At 69.2% G+C, this 20,925-nt stretch carries 20 protein-coding genes; 10 read left to right on the forward strand and 10 right to left on the reverse strand.

Annotated features, from left to right (window positions below):
• The first annotated feature begins 4 nt into the window (after positions 1 to 4).
• Positions 5 to 2,632, forward strand: a complete 2,628-nt coding sequence (locus tag E0H92_RS23070; protein WP_131460218.1) for a phosphoenolpyruvate carboxylase — start codon at positions 5 to 7, stop codon at positions 2,630 to 2,632.
• Complete coding sequence (locus E0H92_RS23075; protein WP_131497685.1) at positions 2,629 to 3,438, forward strand: biotin--[acetyl-CoA-carboxylase] ligase; 810 nt, start codon at positions 2,629 to 2,631, stop codon at positions 3,436 to 3,438. The genes E0H92_RS23070 and E0H92_RS23075 overlap by 4 nt, the downstream gene beginning before the upstream one ends.
• Here the strand turns inward: E0H92_RS23075 and E0H92_RS23080 are convergent.
• The 4 genes from E0H92_RS23080 to E0H92_RS23090 are packed head-to-tail and all read right to left on the reverse strand — an operon-like array spanning position 3,435 to position 6,411.
• Positions 3,435 to 3,968, reverse strand: a complete 534-nt coding sequence (locus tag E0H92_RS23080; protein WP_131497686.1) for an MOSC domain-containing protein — start codon at positions 3,966 to 3,968, stop codon at positions 3,435 to 3,437. The two genes, E0H92_RS23075 and E0H92_RS23080, sit on opposite strands and share 4 nt — an antisense overlap.
• Positions 3,968 to 4,864 carry a helix-turn-helix transcriptional regulator gene (locus tag E0H92_RS23085; RefSeq protein WP_131497687.1) on the reverse strand — a complete coding sequence of 299 codons (897 nt, stop codon included), beginning with the start codon at positions 4,862 to 4,864 and terminating at the stop codon, positions 3,968 to 3,970. Before E0H92_RS23085 ends, E0H92_RS23080 begins: the two co-directional genes overlap by 1 nt.
• 48 nt (positions 4,865 to 4,912) lie before the next feature.
• Positions 4,913 to 5,020 carry an MFS transporter small subunit gene (locus tag E0H92_RS45775; protein ID WP_420323244.1) on the reverse strand — a complete coding sequence of 36 codons (108 nt, stop codon included), beginning with the start codon at positions 5,018 to 5,020 and terminating at the stop codon, positions 4,913 to 4,915.
• The gene (locus E0H92_RS23090) at positions 5,017 to 6,411 is read right to left on the reverse strand and encodes an OFA family MFS transporter (RefSeq protein WP_131497688.1); all 1,395 of its coding nucleotides are present in this window, start codon (positions 6,409 to 6,411) and stop codon (positions 5,017 to 5,019) included. The genes E0H92_RS45775 and E0H92_RS23090 overlap by 4 nt, the downstream gene beginning before the upstream one ends.
• Positions 6,412 to 6,576: 165 nt before the next feature.
• Between E0H92_RS23090 and E0H92_RS23095 the strand changes: the two genes are divergently transcribed.
• Genes E0H92_RS23095 through E0H92_RS23105 form a run of 3 tightly spaced genes read left to right on the forward strand, consistent with a single transcriptional unit; the run spans position 6,577 to position 8,957 of the window.
• Positions 6,577 to 7,188 carry a PH domain-containing protein gene (locus E0H92_RS23095; protein WP_131460213.1) on the forward strand — a complete coding sequence of 204 codons (612 nt, stop codon included), beginning with the start codon at positions 6,577 to 6,579 and terminating at the stop codon, positions 7,186 to 7,188.
• A 58-nt stretch (positions 7,189 to 7,246) separates the two neighbouring features.
• Positions 7,247 to 7,903 (forward strand): type IV toxin-antitoxin system AbiEi family antitoxin domain-containing protein, encoded by a 657-nt coding sequence (locus E0H92_RS23100; RefSeq protein WP_131497689.1) that lies wholly within the window; start codon positions 7,247 to 7,249, stop codon positions 7,901 to 7,903.
• Positions 7,896 to 8,957, forward strand: a complete 1,062-nt coding sequence (locus E0H92_RS23105) for a nucleotidyl transferase AbiEii/AbiGii toxin family protein (protein ID WP_131497690.1) — start codon at positions 7,896 to 7,898, stop codon at positions 8,955 to 8,957. Before E0H92_RS23100 ends, E0H92_RS23105 begins: the two co-directional genes overlap by 8 nt.
• A 6-nt stretch (positions 8,958 to 8,963) precedes the next feature.
• On the opposite strand, the gene E0H92_RS23110 is transcribed toward E0H92_RS23105, so the two are convergent.
• Positions 8,964 to 10,175 (reverse strand): GNAT family N-acetyltransferase, encoded by a 1,212-nt coding sequence (locus E0H92_RS23110; protein WP_131497691.1) that lies wholly within the window; start codon positions 10,173 to 10,175, stop codon positions 8,964 to 8,966.
• Between the two features lie 74 nt (positions 10,176 to 10,249).
• On the opposite strand from E0H92_RS23110, the gene E0H92_RS23115 reads away from it, so the two are divergent.
• Entirely contained in the window at positions 10,250 to 11,161 is a 912-nt protein-coding gene (locus tag E0H92_RS23115; RefSeq protein ID WP_131460210.1) for a hypothetical protein, read from the forward strand.
• A 5-nt stretch (positions 11,162 to 11,166) separates the two neighbouring features.
• Here the strand turns inward: E0H92_RS23115 and E0H92_RS23120 are convergent, their stop codons facing one another.
• Positions 11,167 to 11,721, reverse strand: coding sequence for a hypothetical protein (locus E0H92_RS23120; RefSeq protein ID WP_131497692.1), 555 nt, complete (start codon positions 11,719 to 11,721; stop codon positions 11,167 to 11,169).
• Positions 11,722 to 11,733: 12 nt separating this feature from the next.
• Positions 11,734 to 12,294: a GtrA family protein gene (locus E0H92_RS23125; protein ID WP_131497693.1), complete on the reverse strand. Its 561-nt coding sequence runs from the start codon at positions 12,292 to 12,294 to the stop codon at positions 11,734 to 11,736.
• Between the two features lie 144 nt (positions 12,295 to 12,438).
• Here E0H92_RS23125 and E0H92_RS23130 point away from each other — a divergent pair, with 144 nt between their 5' ends.
• The 3 genes from E0H92_RS23130 (at position 12,439) to E0H92_RS23140 (ending at position 15,418) form a co-directional block, all read left to right on the forward strand.
• Positions 12,439 to 13,611, forward strand: coding sequence for a 5-(carboxyamino)imidazole ribonucleotide synthase (locus tag E0H92_RS23130; RefSeq protein WP_238152514.1), 1,173 nt, complete (start codon positions 12,439 to 12,441; stop codon positions 13,609 to 13,611).
• A 25-nt stretch (positions 13,612 to 13,636) separates the two neighbouring features.
• Positions 13,637 to 14,122, forward strand: coding sequence for a 5-(carboxyamino)imidazole ribonucleotide mutase (gene purE / locus E0H92_RS23135; protein WP_131460932.1), 486 nt, complete (start codon positions 13,637 to 13,639; stop codon positions 14,120 to 14,122).
• A gap of 75 nt (positions 14,123 to 14,197) precedes the next feature.
• Complete coding sequence (locus E0H92_RS23140) at positions 14,198 to 15,418, forward strand: MFS transporter (protein WP_131460206.1); 1,221 nt, start codon at positions 14,198 to 14,200, stop codon at positions 15,416 to 15,418.
• On the opposite strand, the gene E0H92_RS23145 is transcribed toward E0H92_RS23140, so the two are convergent.
• On the reverse strand, positions 15,415 to 16,752 hold the full coding sequence (locus E0H92_RS23145; protein WP_202873780.1) for a UDP-glucose dehydrogenase family protein: 1,338 nt from the start codon (positions 16,750 to 16,752) through the stop codon (positions 15,415 to 15,417). The genes E0H92_RS23140 and E0H92_RS23145 overlap by 4 nt on opposite strands.
• Before the next feature lie 124 nt (positions 16,753 to 16,876).
• Between E0H92_RS23145 and E0H92_RS23150 the strand changes: the two genes are divergently transcribed.
• Positions 16,877 to 18,040, forward strand: a complete 1,164-nt coding sequence (locus E0H92_RS23150; RefSeq protein ID WP_131497694.1) for an acyl-CoA dehydrogenase family protein — start codon at positions 16,877 to 16,879, stop codon at positions 18,038 to 18,040.
• A gap of 2 nt (positions 18,041 to 18,042) precedes the next feature.
• Here E0H92_RS23150 and E0H92_RS23155 read toward each other — a convergent pair whose 3' ends face one another.
• On the reverse strand, positions 18,043 to 19,503 hold the full coding sequence (locus E0H92_RS23155) for an outer membrane protein assembly factor BamB family protein (RefSeq protein WP_131497695.1): 1,461 nt from the start codon (positions 19,501 to 19,503) through the stop codon (positions 18,043 to 18,045).
• A gap of 50 nt (positions 19,504 to 19,553) precedes the next feature.
• Positions 19,554 to 20,849, reverse strand: coding sequence for an ABC transporter ATP-binding protein (locus E0H92_RS23160; RefSeq protein WP_165549927.1), 1,296 nt, complete (start codon positions 20,847 to 20,849; stop codon positions 19,554 to 19,556).
• Between the last annotated feature and the right edge of the window lie 76 nt (positions 20,850 to 20,925).

Here is a 20,925-nt window from a genome sequence, read left to right on the forward strand (position 1 = left end):
GAACGTGAGCGAGACCGGAAGTGAGACCCGTACCCGCGCGCGGTTCGAGGTGCCTGAGGAACTCAGGGCCGACGTCCGCCTGCTCGGCGAGATCCTCGGCAAAGTTCTGGTCGAGTACGCCGGTCAGCCGCTGCTCGACGACGTCGAGAAGCTGCGTGAGCTGACCATCGCCGGTGACGGCGCCGCGGCCGAGCAGCTGGTCGCCTCCTGGCCGCATGAGCGCGCCGAGGACGTCGCCCGCGCGTTCACCTGCTACTTCCACCTGACGAACCTGAGCGAAGAGCTGCACCGGGCCCGCGTCCTGCGTGAGCGCGACCGCGCCGGCAGCGAGGCTGTGGTGTCGGAGCTGGCGCAGGCGGTGGAGCAGATCACCCGCGACAGCGGCGAGCAGCAGGCCCGCGCGCTGCTGAACGGCCTGGAGTTCCGGCCCGTGCTGACCGCGCACCCGACGGAGGCGCGGCGGCGCGCGGTCCTGGCGACGATCCGCCGGATCAGCTCGCTGCTGGACGAGCGCCACGACCCGCGGGCCGGTGACAGCGACCTCGCGGAGAACCGTCGCCGCCTGGTCGAGCAGGTCGACATCCTCTGGCGTACGTCGCAACTCCGCACCAGCCGGCCCTCGCCGCTGGACGAGGTGCGTTCGGCGATGGCGGTGTTCGAGGAGACGCTGTTCGACGTCGTCGGCAACGTGTACCGGCGGCTCGACGACGCACTGGCCGGTGACGAGGCCGGGACGCGGACGCCGGTGGTGGCGCCGTTCGTCCACCTGGGCTCGTGGATCGGCGGCGACCGCGACGGCAACCCGAACGTGACTGCGGCGATCACCCGGGAGGCCATGCAGATCCAGGCCGACCACGTCCTGCGGGCGCTCGAGCAGGCCACCGAGGCGCTCGGCCGCGCGCTGACCCTGGACGCCGCGACGACACCGCCGTCCGCGCCGGTACGCCGGATTCTGGAAGACGCCCGCGCGGTCAACCCGGAGCTGATCACCGACATCGAGACCCGCTCGCCGGCCGAGCCGCACCGGCAGCTGCTGCTGCTCGCTGCGCGCCGGCTGGCCGCGACCCGCGCCCGCGACGCCGACTTCGGGTACCCGCGGGCCGCTGACTTCCTGCACGAGCTCAAGGTCCTGCAGGACTCGCTGGTGACCGCCGGTGCACCACGCCAGGCGTACGGCGAGCTGCAGCAGCTCATCTGGCAGGTGAACTCGTTCGGGTTCCACCTGGCCGAGCTGGAGGTCCGCCAGCACTCCTCGGTGCACGCCAAGGCGCTGGAGGAGGTGCTCGGCGGTGGTGAGCTGTCCGACCAGACGGAAGAGGTGCTCGCCACCCTCCGGGTGATCGGTCAGATCCAGCAGCGCTTCGGCCCCGAGGCCTGCCGCCGGTACGTCGTGTCGTTCACCCGCAACGCCGGCGACCTGGCGGCTGTGTACGAGCTTGCCGACGCGGCGCTGGACGGGCGTCCGATCGAGCTGGACGTCGTACCGCTGTTCGAGACCGGTGAGGACCTGCAGAACTCGGTGGAGGTGCTGGACAACGCCATTCAGCTCACCCGGGTCCGGCACCGGCTCACCGCGAACGACCGGCGCTTCGAGGTCATGCTCGGGTACTCCGACTCCGCGAAGGACGTCGGACCGGTGTCGGCCACGCTGGCGCTGTACGACGCCCAGGCGCGGATCACCGCGTGGGCGCAGCGCAACGCGATCCGGCTGACGCTGTTCCACGGCCGCGGTGGCGCGCTCGGACGTGGCGGTGGCCCGGCGAACCGCGCCGTACTGGCGCAGGCTCCCGGCTCGGTGGCCGGGCGGTTCAAGCTGACCGAGCAGGGCGAGGCGATCCCGGCCCGGTACGGGAACTCGGCGATCGCGCAGCGGCACATCGAGCAGGTGACCGCGGCAACTCTGCTGGCGTCGACGCCGGCAGTCGAGGAGCGGGCCTTGGTCGCGGCTGACCGGTTCGCTGTCGTCGAGAAGACCCTCGACGAGGCAGCGCGTACGGCGTACCACGCGCTCGTGAAGGCAGACGGCTTCGCGGAGTGGTTCAGCACCGTGACTCCGCTGGAGGAGCTGGGCCAGCTGCCTCTCGGGTCGCGGCCTGCCAGGCGTGGGGTCGCGGTGTCGTCGCTGGAGGACCTGCGGGCCATCCCGTGGGTGTTCGCGTGGTCGCAGGCCCGTGTGAACGCCCCCGGTTGGTACGGCCTCGGTACGGCGCTTGCCGCGGTCGGGGACGTCGACCTGCTGCGGGACGCGAACCAGAACTGGCCGCTGTTCCAGGTGATGCTGGAGAACGCGGAGATGTCGCTGGCCAAGACGGACCGGCGCATTCTCGGCCGCTACCTGGAGCTGGGCGACCGGCCGGAGCTCACGCAGAAGATGCTGGACGAGCACGCGCTGACTACCGAGTGGGTGCTCAAGGTGCTTGACCAGGAGCGCCTGCTGCAGGGACGCCGTGTGCTGGGCCGTGCGGTCGAGCTGCGCAACCCGTACGTCGACGCGCTCAGCTATCTGCAGCTGCGGGCACTGCGGACGCTACGGACCGATGACTCACTGGACGAGGAGCAGATCGTCCGCACTCGGCGGCTGCTGTTGCTGACCGTTTCTGGCGTTGCTGCCGGTCTGCAGAACACCGGATGAGGTTCAGCGACCTGGAGCGGCCCCCGCTGGATGAGCAGTTCCTGCGGGGCCGCTTGGTGCGTCCCGGTGCGTTGTGGACGCAGATCGACGTACTCGCGGAGACACCGTCGACGAATGCGGTTGTGGCGGCTGCGGCCGCAGGTGGTCAGTCTGAAGGGCTGGTCGTTGCTGCGGAGTACCAGTCGTCCGGTCGCGGGCGGCTAGGGCGTACCTGGACCACACCGCCGCGCTCTGCATTGCTGATGTCGGTTCTGCTGCGTCCGACCGCTGTTGAGGCGTCACGGTGGCCTTGGCTGGGCCTGCTGGTCCCGCTGGCGGTGGCGGCGGCGGTGCGGAAGGTCGGTGAGATTCCGGCGCAGGTGAAGTGGCCGAACGACGTACTGGTCGAGAACCGCAAGCTCGCGGGCATCCTGCTGGAGCGGGTCGAGGGACCGGCCGCAGTCATCGGCATCGGTCTCAACGTGACCCTCCGCGAGGAGGAGAAGCCGCACGAGGCAGCTACTTCCCTGGCCCTCGAGAAGGCGGCAACAACCGACCGGGCGACCGTCATGGCGGCAGTACTGCGTGAGCTCGCCGATCGGTACCGGTCGTGGGTCGACGCCAACGGTGATCCGGCCGTGGTTCTCCCGGAGTACCGCGAACTGTCCGCGACCCTGGGGCAGGCGGTGCGTGTGGAACTCCCCGACGGCACGTTCCTCGAAGGCACCGCCCGGGACCTCGCGGACGACGGTCGCCTGATCGTCGACACGAAGGAAGGCCCGAGACCGCTGGCGGCCGGAGACGTGACCCACCTGCGCAGCGCCTAGGTACCTCGTGCTTCGTCGCCGATCGTCCGTCCGTCGGCGGGCCGGTGTTCGACCACGATCCGGTCGCCCGCGCGGACCTTGCCGGTCTCCAGCACCCTCAGGTAGGCGCCGACGCGTCCCGTGCGAGCGAAGCGGTGGTGGAAGCGCTTGATCCCCATCCGCCCCGACAGGTTCCCGCACGGCGTTCGCGGCGACCGTACCTCGACCACGATCCCGCCGATCCGCCACCGCTCACCGATCAGCGCACCGGTGATGTCGAGCCCCCGCGTCGTCAGGTTCTCCCCGAACAACCCCGGCGGAATCTCCCGCCCCAGCTCGGCGGCCCACCAGTCCGCGTCCTCCTCGGCGTACGCGTAGAGCGCCTTGTCCGGCCCGCCGTGGTACCGCGTGTCACACTGCCGATCGCCCACGAGCCCCAGCTCGCCGACCTCGACCGCCCCCGGCATCGGACGTTTGTCGATCGCCGTCCACCGGGTCGGTCCGCGGATCAGCTCATGGACGACGTTCACCGCCACCAGCCGCGCGCCCATCAGCTGATCCACCGGATCGGGTCGCCGCTGTCCAGGTCGTCGCACCCCGCATGGTGCAGCGCCCCGGCCACCAGCGTCCGGCGGTACGACGCGAACGTCAGCACATGCGCGATCATCGCGCCGGCCGTGTACACCTCGACGTTCTCACCCGGGCAGACGATCAGCTCGTCCAGGCGGTTCGCCGTACAGAGCTCACCGACCTCGCCGGCGAACGCCGGACCGGCCTCGTCCAGCCGGCGCCGCATGCTCTGCACACTCTCGCCCTTCTCGACGGAGAAGTCGTACGTCGCGCCCGCCAGGTTCGCGTGCCACATGCCGAGCTGCCCGACCAGCCGGGACAGCAACGATCGCAGCGTCGGATCCGCGTCGATTCCTTCGACCGAGATCTCGATCGGGCGGTCGAGTTGCTCGTCGGTCAGCGACCCCGCCTGGCGCAGCATCTGGCCGAGCAGCCAGATGTGGTGGTCAACCATCGTCCGGATCAGATCCATCGAACTCACCTCGTCCCTGGCCGGTACCCGCAGCCCGTTCGGCGGGTGGAAGTGGATGCCGCTGGGCGCGTCCAGCCGGATCCGGTCCGGCCGTCCGCGCCAGTGCGCAGGAGGTACGCCGTACGCGCGACTGAACGCTCGGGTGAACGCCTCGTGCGAGCCGTACCCGGCCTCGACCGCGACGTCGAGGATGTGTCCGGGCCCGGTCAGCAGCCGGTACGCCGCCCGCTCGAGCAGGATCCGCCGCCGCAGCTGCGCGGGCCGCTCACCGGCCGCGGCCTCGACCATCCGGTCCAGGTGCGACCGCGACAACCGGACGCGGGCGGCCAGCTCGGCCGCGGTCGCCTCGTGCTCGTCCAGGGCGTCGGCCAGCGCCGAGACGAAGGCGGCGAACACGTCGGTCATGTGACCATCGTGCCCGCCGCCTCAGCGCCGCACTTGATCGTTTTCGCTCTAGTGCGTGAAAAGCTTGGCTGCGGTGATCAGGGTCTGGATGATGCCGTAGCCGAGGAGTACGGCGACCAGGAGCCAGGAGATCACCAAACGCGGAGTCTGATTCATGCTTCCGCCTCCACTGTCGATTCGGACTTCTCGTGGAATCGCTCGGAGACCGAGCGGATCAGCAGGTTCGCGACGAACCCGACGGCCAGGACGCCGACCATCGTGAACAGCGCCGGCCGGTACGCCGCCGCGGTCAGCGTGCCCGGTTTGCCCTCGCGGTCCAGGAACCCGTTGATGATCAGCGGGCCCGCGATCCCGGCCGCCGACCACGCGGTCAGCAGCCGGCCGTGGATCGCGCCGACCTGATACGTGCCGAACAGGTCCCGCAGGTACGCCGGAACGGTCGCGAACCCGCCGCCGTAGAACGAGATGATGACCGCGGCCAGCAGTACGAAGACCACCGTGCTGGTGTGCCCGACGGACGCCAGCAGCGTGTACGCGACGATCCCGACGCCGAGGTACATCGCGTAGATCGGCTTCCGCCCGATCACGTCGGAGGTCGACGACCAGCCGAACCGGCCGGCCATGTTGAAGATCGACAGCAGGCCGACGAACCCGGCCGCGGCCGCGACCGCGACACTCGACTTGCCGTTGTCGCCGCGGAAGAAGTCCTGGATCATCGGGCTGGCCTGCTCGAGGATTCCGATCCCCGCGGTGACGTTGCAGAACAGCACGACCCACAGGAACCAGAACTGCGGCGTCTTGATCGCGTTCGCCGCCGAGACGTTGCCGGTCGTGACGAGCGCCTTCTGCCGCACCGCCGACGAGTCGAAACCGTCCGGCGCCCAGCCGTCGGCCGGGACGCGGATGTTGAAGACGCCGAACATCATGATCACGAAGTAGCCGACGCCCAGCGTCAGGAACAGGCCGACCAGCGCGCCGCCGCCGGCCACCGACGTGCTCACGTTCGGGTCGTAGCCGGAGTCGTAGAGGCCGAGCAGTTGGCGGGACAGCGGGCTGGCGACCAGCGCACCGCCGCCGAAGCCCATGATCGCCAGGCCGGTCGCGAGCCCCGGACGGTCCGGGAACCACTTGATCAGCGTGGAGACCGGCGAGATGTACCCGATCCCGAGGCCGATGCCGCCGATCACGCCGTACCCGAGGTAAACCAGCCAGAGCTGGCCGGTGCCGATGCCGAGCGCCCCGACCAGGAACCCGGTCGCCCAGAAGCAGGCGGCGACGAACATCGCCTTCCGCGGTCCGTTGCGTTCGACCCAGGTGCCGCCGACGGCGGCGGACAGACCCAGCATCACGATCGCGATGCTGAACACCACGCCGACCGCGGTCTGGCTGGTGTCGAAATGCTTCACCATCGACGTCTTGTAGACGCTGGTCGCGTACGCCTGGCCGATGCACAGGTGGACGGCGAGCGCGGCCGGCGGGATCAGCCAGCGGCTGTAGCCCGGCGGTGCGACGGTGTGCTCCCGGTCGAGAATCGACAAGACTGCCATCACGGCTCCTTCTGGTCCCCAGCTTGTTAACCCATCGCGCATCCTGGCTCACTGTATGCATTTTGTGAAGTGTTAAACCTTTTCGTCCCCGGATCGTGCCCGCGTGGCTGCCCTCGATCGTGTCGGGAGGGGACAACCGAACCCGGTACCTGTGAGACTGGGGCCATGGCGATCTCGGCGAAGTTGTTGGGTGAGGACGAGTACGTCGTCGTCAGCACCCGGACGCACTGGAAGGCGCTGATCGGGCCGGTCTTCCTGCTGCTCGTGGTGGCGGGCCTGGGCGGCTTCCTGGCCGCGATCGTGCCGTCCGGGTCGCTGCAGACCCCGGCCCGGATCGCGATCCTCGCGGTCGGAGTCGTGATCCTGGCGACCTTCGCGGTGAAGCCGTTCCTGAACTGGTTCTTCTCGACGTACACGATCACCAACCGGCGGCTGATCACCCGGCACGGCATCCTCACCCGGACCGGCCGGGACATCCCGCTGATGCGGATCAACGACGTGTCGTACGAGCACGGTCTGGTGGACCGCATCCTCGGTTGCGGCACGCTGCACATCGAGTCCGCCGGCGAACGCGGTCAGGTCGTGCTCCCCGACGTACCGCACGTCGAGCACGTCCACCTGCAAATGTCCGACCTCCTCTTCGGCGGCCCCGAAGGCCGCCCCGGCGACGGCATCCTCGAGGAAGAACAGCCCCCCGAACACATGCGCCGCCGCCCCCAGCAGGACCCCCGAACCGACGAAGGCGACACCATCTTCAGCTCAGACGACGACCGCTGACGAAGAGGCAAGAAGACTAGCTACAGCATTTGTACCCATTTCGGGGTACAATCGTTGAGTGGCTGGGGTGACTCTCGCGAAGCTTGGCGCCGTCGCTGAACAGCGTTGGGGTCTGCTGACGACTGCCCAGGCCGAGGAAGTTGGCGTCTCTCGTAAGCAACTCTCTCGACTGACCGCCACCGGAGTCCTCGAGCGAGTCTTGCAAGGCGTCTACCGGATGCCCGGCTCGCCTGAGCTCGAGCATCAGACCACCTACGCGACCTGGCTGGCACTCGGCGGGACGGGTCCCCGGACAAGCGACGGTGTGGCGCCGGTCGTGGCTGCCGGTGTCACAGCGACACTGCTGCACGGGATCGGGGACTTCCTGCCCGACGGTCTCGACTTCATCGTCCCGGCGAGGAAGTCGACCAGGCTGCCCGGCGTGCGACTGCGAGTCCGGAAACTGACCCAGGACGAGGTGGTTCCGGTGGAGGGCGTGCCGACGCTCACCGTCGAGCGCACGATCGCCGATCTTCTGGAGCAGCACATCGACCGGTCCTTGGTCGCCGACACACTTCGCGATGCCGTACTGCAGGGGAAGCTGCTGTCTCCTCGGGACCTGGTGGCCTACCTCGAACCGGTCGCCGCTGCGCGTCGGCTCGGCGACGGCATCTCCCTGGCCGGCGACCTCGTCGAGTTGTCCGGCGTCAGCCCTGAAGGCTGGGCGCATGGCTGAGAAGCAACCCTACGGGGACTGGCAGTCGCTCTCGCGGGCGATCAAGGACGCAGCGAAGAAGGCGGTCGAGACGGGAGCGGCCACCGATGTCGACGCCTTGATCCGGCAAGCGTACTTCGATCGGTTCCTGACCCGGGTGTTCGCGGCGGGCGCGGACTCCGGCTGGCTGCTGAAAGGTGGCGTCAGCATGCTGGCGCGTGTGCCGAGAACTCGAGCCACGAAGGACGTTGACCTGGCGTCGTCCGCGGATGATCTCGACGAAGCTGAGAATGCGCTCAAGCTTTGTGTGGACGTCGATATGGGCGACCACCTGACCTTCCGGCTCTCCGCGCGACGGCCGACAGGGCTCGGCGACAACCAGCCAGGCGTGGCGACCCGCCGACTGGTGTTCAGCTGCTTCGACGCCGAGACCGGTCGGAGGATCGGAGACGTGCCGGTCGACCTCGTCGTCGGCCCGGCGCCGGTCGGGCAGCCTGAGATCGTGGAGCCCGCCAACCGACTCCAGCTGGGTCGGCCGCTGGTGACTCGGCCTTATCGGCTTTACCCCGTCGTCGACCAGGTGGCAGACAAGGTGTGCGCCACGATGGCGACCAACTACCCGGGCGGGAAGCCGAGTAGCCGTGTCAAGGATCTGGTCGATCTGGTTGTGATCGCGCAAACCCAGCAGATCGACCTCAACGAGCTGCAGGTCGCGATCGACACCAAGCGCAGGCTGAGCGGCCTAGAGCCGTTCGAGCGGTTCCAGATCCCAGCAGATTGGACGGCGGAGTACAAGCGCCTCGCCAAGAGCACAGCCTCGGTCGCCGGCCTGACCGATGCCGGCGAGGCAGAGGCTTTCGTCGCGCAGCTTGTCGACCCGGCGCTGCAGTCTCGCCGCGGTCCGTCGGCTGCCTGGGTGCCCGGCACCGGATGGACCGACCGTGCGGCTGCAGGAGCCGCGTCGATTGGAGCGCCGGCCACGCTGTCCGACGGCCGACGTGTGCACGGGCATCAGCAGGTCCGCCACGGTACGCCGGGGGAGCACTGGCGTACGCCTCGAGACCGTGGCCGTTGAGGACGGCTAGAAGATCTCCAGGCTCACCGGTGCGATCGGCCAGGTGAAGGCGACGGTTGTGCGGGTCAGGGTGCCGGGGGTGTGTTCGGTGACGCGGCCTGTCGGGGCGAACTCGGTCAGTGGGCGGCCGCCGAGGTAGGTCGCGCCGAGGGTGCCGATCGGCAGGCTGAGGTCGGCGGGGTCGTCGGTGCGTGCGCAGGTGACTGACGACCCGTCGGCGGTCAGGCGGAAGCGGCCGGTGTTCGCCTCGATCAGGTCGTCGGTGACGTCGAGGACGACGTCGACCGGTACGGCGTACTGCCGCTGCTGCAGCGCCCGCGGTACGTCGGTGACGCGCACCCACAGGGACTCGCCGACGCGGCGTTCGAGGGCGGTCGGTGTGCTGACGAGTTGCTGCAGCGGCTCGTCCACGGCGGCGTACCCGTAGCCGAGCTTCGCGCTCAGATCCATCGTCAGCAGGTGCTGCCACAGCACGCGGTACGCCGTGGGGTCCGGCGCGACGAGTTCCTCGACGAGGACCTCGTTCGCCGGGCCGGTCGGGACCCAGTTCATCTTGCCGCGCCAGAGCGCGTACCCGGTGATGGTGCCGGCCTCGTCGCGATGCACCAGGATCTGTCGCGCGGTCCGCCCGTTGCGGTCGTCCGGCTTGTCCTCCAGATGACCCTGCCACCGCAGCTCCGACCGCCCGGACACACCGGGGCGTTGCTCCTGCGCGCGCCGCAGTACCGTCGGAAGCTCCTTGAGCGCCTCGTCCACGGTCAGTACGCCGAGCGCGCCCGGACGGATCCGGTCGTTGGTCGGACCGACGCGGCGCAGGTCGATCTCGTAGTTCGTGCCCCACGCGGCCGCGCCGTACCCGAACCGCCCGTAGATGGCCGGCTCGCTCGCCCACAGCACCGCGATCGCCTCCGGCACCTCCCGCAGCTGCCGCCCGATCAGCGCGGACATGACACCGCGCCGCCGGTACGTCGCCCGCACGCCGACGCCGGTCACATGGGCCGCGTCGACCACCCCACCGGGCACCGAGAGGTCCCGCGTCAGCGCCCTGGTCGTCCCGATGACCTGCCCGTCGTCGGTCGCCATCAGCGCCCGCTCCGGCTCGAACAACTGCCGCCCGAGCTCACTCGGCGTCGCGTCGAACATCATCGCCTCACCGAACACCGCCGAGGCCACATCATGCTCATCCGCCCGCGCTACCCGCACCTCGAAGTCAGTCACCACCGCATCTTCACACGCCCTACCGACAACCAGAGCGCCTGATCGACCATCAAGGCAGATAGGGGGTGGTACCAATGCTCAAACCACTGGGAACGACAGCAGCGGCCCTACTCGTGGCGGCTGGGGTGATCATCCCGGGACCCGCGGCAGCGACGCCGACCGCGCCGTCGGCAGGGGGCTGCGGGGTGGCGGTGGGGTCCGTGACGGCCGGCGGCGACCACCGCGAAGGGGGCGTCATCGCGGCGTCGCCGCCGCAGGTCCCGGCCGGCCGCATCCTGGGGCGAGACGTGTACCCGGATGGTGCGGTTCGGTTCAGCTCGTCGATCTCGCGGGGCGACGACGGGATCAGCATCGCCTTCGCCAGCGGCTACAGCGTGCTGGGGGATGCGCTGTACCACGCCGGCTACTCGACCGGTGAGGACGGCGTCATCGAGGGCGGAATCAAGCGGATCGGCGGCGGCTGGGGGAGCTTCGTCGCGCTCAACGAGGGGCTGTACTACGACAAGGTGCTCCGCTACAACATGTACGGACTCCGCAACGACGGCACGCTGTTCCGCTGGACCATCGACAGCAAGGGTGCGTGGCGGAGCAGGGTGTCCGCGCCCGGATTCGCCGCGGTGAAGTCGATGGCGCTGATCAGCTCGACCAAGACCTACGACACGTTCCTCGCGAACACCCGCGGCGGTGCGCTGTACACGATCCACATCCCGGCCACGGCGCCGATGAAGCCGATCGTCAAGCTGGTTCGCAGTAAGACCTGGCAGGGCTTCGAGACGTTGATCGCGCAGCAGTGCGGCCAGTACGGCTCAGTAGTGCTCGGCATCGACCGGGACACCCACACGGGCTACATGTACGCCATGGGCCACGCCACCGGCGCGACCACCGTCATCCAGTCCTTCGGCAAGGTCCCCAGCACCTTCACCGACCCGGTCTACTTCCACTTGACCGACGGCAACGCCACCTGGAAACCGCCGTTCGGAGAGTAACGAACTCAGACTGCTTCGACGCCGTCCACGAGCCATTGGCCGGCTACCGACTGGAGCGTGAGCTGCACCCTGGTTCGCTGGACGCTCGGCGTCGAAGCACCTTTCGTCGTCGTGGTGGTGTCGACGAACAGGAGGACGTGCGCGGTGGCCGCGGTCGCATCCTTGACCGCGCCGTCCACGACTTCGGCCTTGGCCACGGCCTGCTGGCTGAGCTGCTGCGGACGGATCGCGGCCACCGTCTTCGCGAACTCGGCACCGAACTTCTCGGTCGTGACCTTCCGTGTCGCCGCGGCGTAGTCGTCGAGCTTTCGGTAGTCATAGCTGAAGAGGACGGTGACATCGGCCTGCGCGGCCGCGAGAACGTCCTTGCGTACCTGCTCGCCCGGCCCGGCCTCGTCGACCTTGCGCTGCAGGTCGTCGGCGCGTTTGAGTTGCGTCTTCGCGTCGTCCCGCACGACGACGACGGCCACGGTCCCGGCGACAGCCGTGCCCACCAGCAGCACCGCCAGAATGACGCTGACGACAACTGCGGGACGGAGCCGCGGTGTAGGGGAAGTCATCGACCAGCCGGGTCAGCGGACCGCGGGCAGGTCTCCGGTCGACTCCCCGTCGAGCTCGGCGGGCGAGTCCGGGGTCGGGGTGTGTTCGGCTTCTTCGAGGGCGAGTTCTTCTCTGAAGACGAACTTGCGATAGGACCAGAAGCGGAACAGGGTGCCCAGGCCGAGGCCGATGAAGTTCGCGGCGATGTTGTCGGACAGCCAGCTGTGCAGGTCCAGGACGTACCGCGAGAAGGCCAGGCAGCCGGCCGCGATCAGCAGGCCGATGCCGTTCAGCACGAAGAACAGCACGTACTCACGGTGCAGGCCGGAGCGCTCCCGGTGCCGCCACGTCCAGTAGCGGTTGCCGAAGTACGTCACGATCGTGGCGACCGTGGTCGAGATCAGCTTCGCGGTCAGCGGCTTGTGGTGCAGCATGCCGACCCCCGAGTCGGCGAGCACCAGCGGGTTGCTGAAGACCAGCCAGTTGTAGATCGGCAGGTCGCCGACCAGACCGAGCAGACCGACCACTCCGAACTTGGCGACTTCGTGCACCAGGTGCTGGAACTGGCGGTACAGCGTGGTGACGAGCTTCAACGGTCTTCGGAACCTTCTGTGATCACACCGCGACGGGGAGGGCAGCTTCCCACGGTACCCGGCGACCGGTCCGACTCCGAAATCGCCCGCGCGCCGCGACGGCCGCCGTACGGGCCATGATGTATGGACATTAGGCTCACCGCTGTGAAGTTCGATCGTAAGGATCTCCCTGTCGGTACCCCGGTGGTCGGCATGGTCGGCGGCGGGCAGCTGGCCCGGATGACCCAGGAGACGGCCGTCGCCCTCGGAATCCAGCTCCGGGTGCTCGCCGAGGGCGAGACGGTGTCGGCCGCGCAGGCCGTCGCGGACGCCCCCGTCGGCGACTACAAGGACCCAGAGACGGTACGGCGGTTCGCGGCCGAGTGCGACGTGGTGACGTTCGACCACGAGCACGTGCCGACGGACCTGCTGCATGCGCTCGAGGCGGACGGTGTGATGGTCCACCCCGGCCCGGACGCGCTGGTGCACGCCCAGGACAAGGCCGTGATGCGCGCCCGGCTGGACACCTTCGACGCGCCGGCGCCCGCGCATCAGGTGGTCGCGACGCCCGCCGAGGTCGCGGACTTCGCCAAGCGGGTCGGCGGTTTCCCGATCATCCTGAAGACCACCCGCGGCGGGTACGACGGCAAGGGCGTGTGGTTCGTCGACGGTCCTGAGGACCCGCAGATCGCGACCGCGTTCGGCAGCGGCGTACCGATCCTGGCCGAGGAGAAGGTGGACTTCGTCCGCGAACTGTCCGCGATCGTGGCGCGCTCGCCGCACGGGCAGGCGGTCGCGTACCCGATCGTCGAGTCGGTGCAGCGGGACGGCATCTGCGTCGAGGTGACCGCGCCCGCGCCCGACCTGGCGCCGGAGCGGGCCGCTCAGGCGCAGCAGACGGCGCTGCGGATCGCCGGCGAGCTCGGCGTGGTCGGCGTCCTCGCGGTCGAGATGTTCGAGGCGCGGGACGGGCGGCTGCTGGTCAACGAGCTCGCGATGCGCCCGCACAACACCGGGCACTGGACGATCGACGGCGCGGTCACGTCCCAGTTCGAGAACCACCTGCGGGCGGTGCTCGACCTCCCACTCGGCTCACCGGCCGCGCGAGCGCCGTACACCGTCATGGTCAACGTGCTCGGCGGCGACGTCGAGGACATGCACCGCGGCCTGCTGCACTGCATGGCGCGCGACCCGGGCCTGAAGGTCCACTTCTACGGGAAGTCGGTGAAGCCGGGCCGCAAGGTCGGCCACGTCACGGCGTACGGCGACGATCTCGAGCAGACCCGTGAACGCGCGCGGCATGCGGCTGCGTATCTGACCGGCACCATCGACGAATAGGAAAACAGCAGTGATCGGGATCGTGATGGGGTCGGACAGCGACTGGCCGACGATGAAGGCCGCGGCCGAGGTGTGCGCCGAGTTCGACGTGCCCTTTGAGGCAGATGTGGTGTCGGCGCACCGGATGCCGGCCGAGATGATCGACTACGGACGGTCAGCACACGAGCGGGGCCTGAAGGTGCTGATCGCCGGCGCCGGCGGGGCCGCGCACCTGCCCGGGATGCTCGCGTCCGTGACCCCGCTGCCGGTGATCGGCGTCCCGGTGCCGCTGAAATACCTCGACGGGATGGACTCGCTGCTGTCGATCGTGCAGATGCCGGCCGGTGTGCCGGTTGCGACCGTCTCAATTGGGAACGCTCGTAATGCCGGGTTGCTCGCGGTGCGGATCCTGGCTGCGTCCGACGACAAGTTGCGGGACCGGATGGTCGCGTTCCAGGAAACTCTTGCGGAGGCGGCACGGGCCAAGGGGGCTACGGTGCGTGATGGGGCGGCAGAGCTGCGTAAAGGCTGAGGCAGTGAGTGGTTTTCCACAGGACGGGGCGGGTAGTCATGAGTTCCCATTGGATGTCGTCTAAGGTCGTCGATCGTGACTCCGCCCACTGACTCGGACACGCAGCGCATTCCGGTCCGCTATTGGATCTGGCTGTTCGGCGCTGTCGTGTCCCTCCTCGGTGATCTGACGATGACGTTCGCCATCGGCTGGTCCGCCACACGTCATGGCGGCGGTGTCGCCGGCCTGATCCTGCTGCTCGCCGCCGCACCGCGGGCCGTGCTGCTGCTGGTCGGTGGCGCGATCGGCGACAAGTACGGCGCCCCGCGCGTGCTGCTGGTGAGCTGTACGGCGATGTTCCTGACCACCGCCGCCCTCGTCCCGGCCACGATGGCTGTCGGCGAACCCGTGTGGCTGCTGGTGGTCCTGGCCCTGGTGGTCGGGACGATCGACGCGTTCTTCCTGCCGTCGTCACGGTCCATGCCGCGCCTGCTGGTGCCCCCGGCGCAGGTGCCGCGGGCGCTCGCGAGCTTTCAGGTGACCGGCGTCGTCTTCGCCGTCACCGGTACGGCGGTCGGCGGCGTCCTGGTGAGCTGGGCCGGACTCACCGCGGCCGCCGGTTTCGACGCCTTGACCTTCGGCGTGATGATCATCGTCCTGATCCTGCTGCGGAAGACGATCGCGCCTCCCGGCCGGATGCCGTCCGGCATCCTCCGCTCGATCGGCGCCGGGATCCGGGTCGCGTTCGGCCGCCCGCTCACCCGGGCGCTGCTGATCACGATGACGATCGCGGCAAGTTTGCTGATGCCGCTCGACGCGCTGCTGTTCCCGCTGCTCGCCCGCGACCACGGGTGGGACGCCACGACGGCCGGTCTCCTCGTCGCCAGCCGGAGCCTGGGCGTGGGGGTGATCGCCTTACGCATCCTGATGCGCGGCGCGTTTCCCCGGCCGGGCGTCTTCGCCGCACTCGGACTTCTGGTGGCGGCCGCCGGACTGCTCGGCCTGTCGGTGCTGGAGCCGGTGCCGTTGACGATCGCCGCCGGGGTGCTGAGCGGGATCGGCGTCGGCACGTTCACCGGTCACGTGCTGCCGCTGCTGATGAACTCGGTGGAGCGTGAGTTCCAGTCCCGCCTGCAGTCGATCGTCGTGCTCTGCCAGAGCCTCGCGATCATGGTCGCGAACCCAGTGCTCGGCAGCCTCTCCGACGTGAGCGGCATCGGCATCACCGGCGTCTGCCTGGGCATCTCGGTGGCAGCCGCCATCACCGGGTGCGTCGTACTGACGCGCCCGGTGCTGCGCTCGGCCACCGTCGCTTAGGGCCTGCCCGGCGCGCGGTAGGTCCAGCCCGCGGCGCGCCACGCGGGAGCGTCGAGGTTGAGACGGGCGTCGATGACGACCGGGTTGGAGACGACGTCCTTGAGCGCGACCGGGTCGAGCTGGCGGAACTCGGGCCACTCGGTCAGGTGCAGTACGGCGTGCGCCTCGCGGCACGCCTCGATCGCTGTGGGCGCGTAGCGCAGGGTCGGGCGGACCTTGCGGGCGTTCTCCATCGCCTCCGGGTCGAACACGGTGACGTTCGCGCCGTGCAGCTGGACCCGCCCGGCGACGTCCAGCGCGGGCGAGTCGCGAACGTCGTCCGTACCGGCCTTGAACGCGGCGCCGAGCACGGTGACGTTCTTGCCGATCCACTGGCCGCCGAGCATCTCGTGGGTCAGGTCAACGATCCGCGCGCGGCGGTGCTGGTTGATGTCGTCGACCTCGCGCAGGAACGTGATGACCTCCTCGACGCCGAGCTCACCGGCCCGGTGCATGAACGCGCGCAGGTCCTTCGGCAGGCAGCCGCCGCCGTACCCAGGGCCGGCGTTCAGCATGCCGCGGCCGATCCGCTTGTCGTACCCAAGCGCGTCGGCCAGTTGCGTGACGTCCGCGCCGGTCGCGTCGGCCATCTCGGCGAGCGCGTTGATGAACGAGATCTTCGTGGCCAGGAACGCGTTCGCGCCGCCCTTGACCAGCTCCGCGGTCGGCAGGTTGCACACGACCACCGGTGAACCCTCGTCGATCGGGGTGGCGAACACCTCGCGCAGCCGGGCCTCCGCGGCCGCGGACTGGACGCCGAACACCAGGCGGTCCGGGTGCAGCGTGTCCTCCACACCGTGCGCCTCGCGCAGGAACTCGGGCTGCCAGGCGACCTCGACCGCCGACCCGGCCGGGGCCTGGCGGTGCAGGCGCTCCTCGACCGCCTTCGACGTACCGACCGGGACCGTGGACCGGCCCACCACCAGGGTCGGCTTGGTGAGCAGCGGAGCGAGCATGTCGACGACGGAGTACACCTGGGACAGGTCGGCCGCCTCGCTGCCCTCGAGCTGCGGGGTGCCGGCGCAGATGAAGTGCACGTCGGCCCAGTCGGCGATCTCGGTGTAGTCGCTGGTGAACCGCAGCCGGCCGGAGTCCACATGCTTCTTCAGCAGCGGGTCCAGCCCGGGTTCGTACAGCGGGGCCTTGCCGTCGTTCAGCAGCTTCAGCCGGTGTTCGTCGATCTCGACCCCGATCACGTCGAAACCGAATTCGGCCATCCCGGCGGAGGTGTTGCAGCCGAGGTAGCCGGTGCCGATCACGGCGATCCGCAGGGGGCGGGAGGTCGCTTCACTCATGTCCGGGACTCTACCCATCGTGGTTATCAGCCGGTTATCGGCTCATGTCCGGCCTGTGCGTACTTGGTCACTTTCGGGGTACGACGCCCTCCCCGGACGGCTGGTTCGTCGTACTGTGTGACTCGTGAGTAACTCATTCGAGCTGTACGCGCTGTCCGAGGAGCACCAGGCGATCCGCGAGGCCGTTCGCGACGTCTGCGACGCCAAGGTCGCCCCGCACGCCGGGGACGTGGACGAGCTGGCCGAGTTCCCGAAGGCGTCGTACGACGCGCTGAAGGCCTCGGACTTCCACGCGCCGCACATCCCGGAGCAGTACGGCGGCGCCGGGGCGGACGCGCTCGCCACGGTGATCGTGATCGAGGAGGTCGCTCGCGCGTGCGCCTCGACCTCGCTGATCCCGGCCGTCAACAAGCTCGGCTCACTGCCGCTGCTGCTGTCCGCGTCCGACGAGGTGAAGCAGCGCTACCTGCCGCCGGTCGCGGCGGGCGACTCGATGTTCTCGTACTGCCTGTCCGAGCCGGAGGCCGGTTCGGACGCGGTCTCGATGAAGACCCGCGCGGTGCTCGACGGCGACTCGTACGTGCTGAACGGCGTGAAGCGCTGGATCACCAACGCCGGCGTCAGCGACTTCTACACGGTCTTCGCGGTGACGGATCCGGACGCCCGCTCGAAGGGGATCTCCGCCTTCGTGGTGGAGAAGTCCGACGAGGGCGTCTCGTTCGGCGCCCCGGAGAAGAAGCTCGGGATCAAGGGCTCGCCGACCCGCGAGGTGTACTTCGACAACGTCCGGATCCCCGCAGCGCGGCTGATCGGCGATCCGGGCACGGGCTTCGGCACCGCGATGGCGACCCTCGACCACACCCGCGTGACGATCGCCGCGCAGGCGCTCGGGATCGCGCAGGGCGCCCTCGACTACGCGCTCGGATACATGAAGGAGCGCAAGCAGTTCGGCAAGGCGATCGCCGAGTTCCAGGGCCTGCAGTTCATGCTCGCGGACATGGGCATGAAGATCGAGGCGGCCCGCCAGCTCACCTACGCCGCGGCCGCGCGCTCCGAGCGCGGTGACTCCGACCTGACGTACTTCGGCGCCGCCGCCAAGTGCTTCGCCTCCGACGTCGCGATGGCCGTCACCACCGACGCCGTCCAACTCCTCGGCGGCTACGGCTACACCCACGACTACCCGGTCGAACGCATGATGCGCGACGCCAAGATCACCCAAATCTACGAAGGCACCAACCAGGTCCAACGAATCGTCATGGCCCGCCAACTCCTCAAGGGCATCAGCTGACTTCAGAACACTCGGTCGAAGGTGAGGAAGAGGCCGTTGACGTCGATCGTGACGGTTCGGCCGTCGACGGCGAGGCCGTCGACCGGCCCGAAGTTCTCGCCGGGTAGGGGGTTGCTGAGGGCACCGGTCCGGAGGTCGACGGCGACCAGCCCGCCGGCGTAGGAGGCGGCGAGCAGGCTGTGTCCGAGGACGCCGGCAGTGCTCGATTTCAGCTGCGGGCCACCGCTCCGGAGTGGAGTCCGCCAGCGCACCTCGCCAGTGGCCAGGTCTCGCGCCACCATCTGCGACGGGTCCTGCTCTTGCGACACCACGAGATCACCGGTCACGAGGAAGAAGCGGGACAGGTCGTAGTCGTACCGGTCCTTGAAGTCGGCCTTCCACAGCTGCTTGCCGGTCCGGTCGAGGCCGACCATCCAGGTCTCGGTCGACCATGCTTTGTCGCCGTCCTTGACCGGTCGGCGGGAGATCACCACCGCGACGTCCTTGCCGGTGCCGACGACGTTGCTGATCCACGGCCGCTCGTCCGGCCCGCGGTACGACCAACTGGCCGAACCGTCCGCGACCGACCGGGCGACCAGCGCGCCGCGATCCCTGACCGGCTGGTCGCGATCCTGCGTGAGGATTGCCGCCCTGTCCTGGTCGTCCATGTCGGCGCGCAACGGACTCAGCAACACTCGATCGCCCAGCAGGTGCAGGGAATCGGCCTGGGTGACGCCTTTGACCGGTACGTCCCAGCTCACCTCGCCTGACGCGGTATCGAGCCGCGACAACCGCACCTCCTGATCCGCCGAGTCCCCTGAATCACTGCCGCGGACGGTGAAGAGCGCGTCGCCCTTGGCCACTGAGACGAACGTCGGCCGCCAGCCGGTCTCGACGTCCTTGCCGAGTTTCGTGCACCAGGCGAGGTCTCCGTTGCTCGTGTTCACCGCCGCGACGCGGGGCGCCCTGTCGTTGGGAATCTGCGACAGCAGGAACTGGTCACTCAGGCCGCCGCCACCGAGTGCGTACCCTGCCTGGCGGCGTCCCCAGGCAGGGCGGCCGGTCTCGCCGTCGACCTGCACGACGCCGCCGGACGTTGCCGTTCCTTTCAGACCGCCGGCGCCGATCACGAGCCTGACGTTGCCGTCCTCGGAGCCGGCCAGCTGCGCGCCGGCGACGCCGTAGCTATGCGGTACGACGACGGCGCCGCGGGCCGCGCCCAGCGGGGCGACGGGACTCTTCGCGACCTCGAGAGCTGTGCGGGCGTTCTTCCGGTACTCCTCCGGGAAGTCGTCGACGTTCACCTGGGCGACCGGGACCGAGCGGAACTGCCCCAGCTCCTTCGACGGGATCTCGCCGAAGCCCGCAGCACACCGCGCGTTCCACACCGGGCGCCCGATCAGGAACCCTCCGCCCGCGACCGCGCCAAGTGCGACGACGATGGCGATCACGAGACGACGGCCGCGCAGGAGTCTTCTGATCACAGTCAGTGATCTACCACAGCGACGGTCCACACCTTCCCGGCGCTGCCGGGTTACCGGGTGACGCGGTCGATGCGTTGGCCGTGGGGGTCGAAGATGTGCAGGCGGGAGGTGTCGACGGTCAGGTGGATCTTGCCGCCGGTGGTGAGGCTGGTGTCGGCGGCTACCTCGAGGACGAGGTCGGCCCGGCGGTGTGTCGGGGAGTCGTCCGGTTCGACGGCGGGCGGTGTAGTGGAGCGGCGGAAGACGGATTTGGCCATCGTGCTCAGGGCTGATCCGTGGGCGGCGGCGTGCCGGATCCGCGGACGTTCGACCAGCGACGGGGACGTGGTCGGGGCCGGTCCGACGAAGTCGGGGTTGAGTACTTCGATACCGCAATGGATGAAGGCGATCCACTGGTTGCCGTGGAACTCGAGGGCTCGCAGCGTTCCGGACAGTTGGTCCGTGTCGTCGCCGTCGGCGGCCGGTGTGATGGCGTCCGAGCGGGCGCCGACGATCACGCGGGCGCCGTCGTGCCGGCTCAGGATCAGGGACCGGCGGTCGGTCGGCGGCAACGGGAGGGTCTGGGCCCCGAAGTCGAGGCTCACCCGGTGCCGTGCGGTGACCCGGACGGTCGCGGACAGCAGGTTGATCCGCGGCGTACCGAGGAATCCGGCGACGAAGGCGGTGGCCGGGTCGTTGTAGATCTGCGCGGGCGTCCCGACATCCTCGATCCGGCCGTCGCGCATGATCGCGATCCGGTCCGCGAGCGTGAGCGCCTCGACCTGGTCGTGGGTCACGTAGACCGTGGTCACCTTGAGATCGCGGACCATCGCCCCGATCTCCTGACGCAACTCCGTGCGCATGGTCGCGTCCAGGTTCGACAGCGGCTCGTCCATCAGGAAGATCCGCGGCTGCCGGACGATCGCGCGGCCGATGGCGACGCGCTGCCGCTGGCCGCCCGACAGGGTGCGCGGCAGCCGGTCGAGGGTCGGGACGATGCGCAGGATCTTCGCCAGCCCGGCGGCTTTCGTACTCGCTGCGGCCGGCTCTTCGCCCGCCATCCGGAGCGGGAACATGATGTTCTCGCGGGCCGTCCGGTTCGGGTACAGCGCGCCGCTCTGGAAGACGAACGCGACTCCACGGTCCTTGGGCGTCAGATCTGCGGCCGGAGTGCGATCGAGCCACAATTCTCCGCCGGTCAGCTCCTCCAGACCGGCAATCATCCGGAGCATCGTGGTTTTGCCGCACCCGGACGGTCCGAGCAACACCATGAATTCGCCGTCGGCGATCTCCAGTGAGACGTTGTCGACGGCAAGATGATGTCCGCCGTACACCTTGGACACCGACTCCAGTTTGATGGCTGTCATCGTCACCTCCTCAGCGCCAACTTGCCGAGTACACAGGTCGGCGTACGGATTGTCCAGAGTTCGTACGACCTGCGGC

The sequence above is a fragment of the Kribbella speibonae genome (assembly GCF_004331375.1).
Taxonomy (GTDB): Bacteria; Actinomycetota; Actinomycetes; order Propionibacteriales; family Kribbellaceae; genus Kribbella; species Kribbella sindirgiensis.

Coding starts and splice junctions, on each gene's coding strand:
- E0H92_RS23075 (WP_131497685.1), top strand. CDS start 2,629: ATGAGGTTCAGCGACCTGGAGCGGCCCCCGCTGGATGAGCAGTTCCTG.
- E0H92_RS23080 (WP_131497686.1), bottom strand. CDS start 3,968: ATGGGCGCGCGGCTGGTGGCGGTGAACGTCGTCCATGAGCTGATCCGC.
- E0H92_RS23085 (WP_131497687.1), bottom strand. CDS start 4,864: ATGACCGACGTGTTCGCCGCCTTCGTCTCGGCGCTGGCCGACGCCCTG.
- E0H92_RS45775 (WP_420323244.1), bottom strand. CDS start 5,020: ATGAATCAGACTCCGCGTTTGGTGATCTCCTGGCTCCTGGTCGCCGTA.
- E0H92_RS23090 (WP_131497688.1), bottom strand. CDS start 6,411: ATGGCAGTCTTGTCGATTCTCGACCGGGAGCACACCGTCGCACCGCCG.
- E0H92_RS23095 (WP_131460213.1), top strand. CDS start 6,577: ATGGCGATCTCGGCGAAGTTGTTGGGTGAGGACGAGTACGTCGTCGTC.
- E0H92_RS23105 (WP_131497690.1), top strand. CDS start 7,896: ATGGCTGAGAAGCAACCCTACGGGGACTGGCAGTCGCTCTCGCGGGCG.
- E0H92_RS23115 (WP_131460210.1), top strand. CDS start 10,250: ATGCTCAAACCACTGGGAACGACAGCAGCGGCCCTACTCGTGGCGGCT.
- E0H92_RS23120 (WP_131497692.1), bottom strand. CDS start 11,721: ATGACTTCCCCTACACCGCGGCTCCGTCCCGCAGTTGTCGTCAGCGTC.
- purE (WP_131460932.1), top strand. CDS start 13,637: ATGGGGTCGGACAGCGACTGGCCGACGATGAAGGCCGCGGCCGAGGTG.
- E0H92_RS23145 (WP_202873780.1), bottom strand. CDS start 16,752: ATGAGTGAAGCGACCTCCCGCCCCCTGCGGATCGCCGTGATCGGCACC.
- E0H92_RS23160 (WP_165549927.1), bottom strand. CDS start 20,849: ATGACAGCCATCAAACTGGAGTCGGTGTCCAAGGTGTACGGCGGACAT.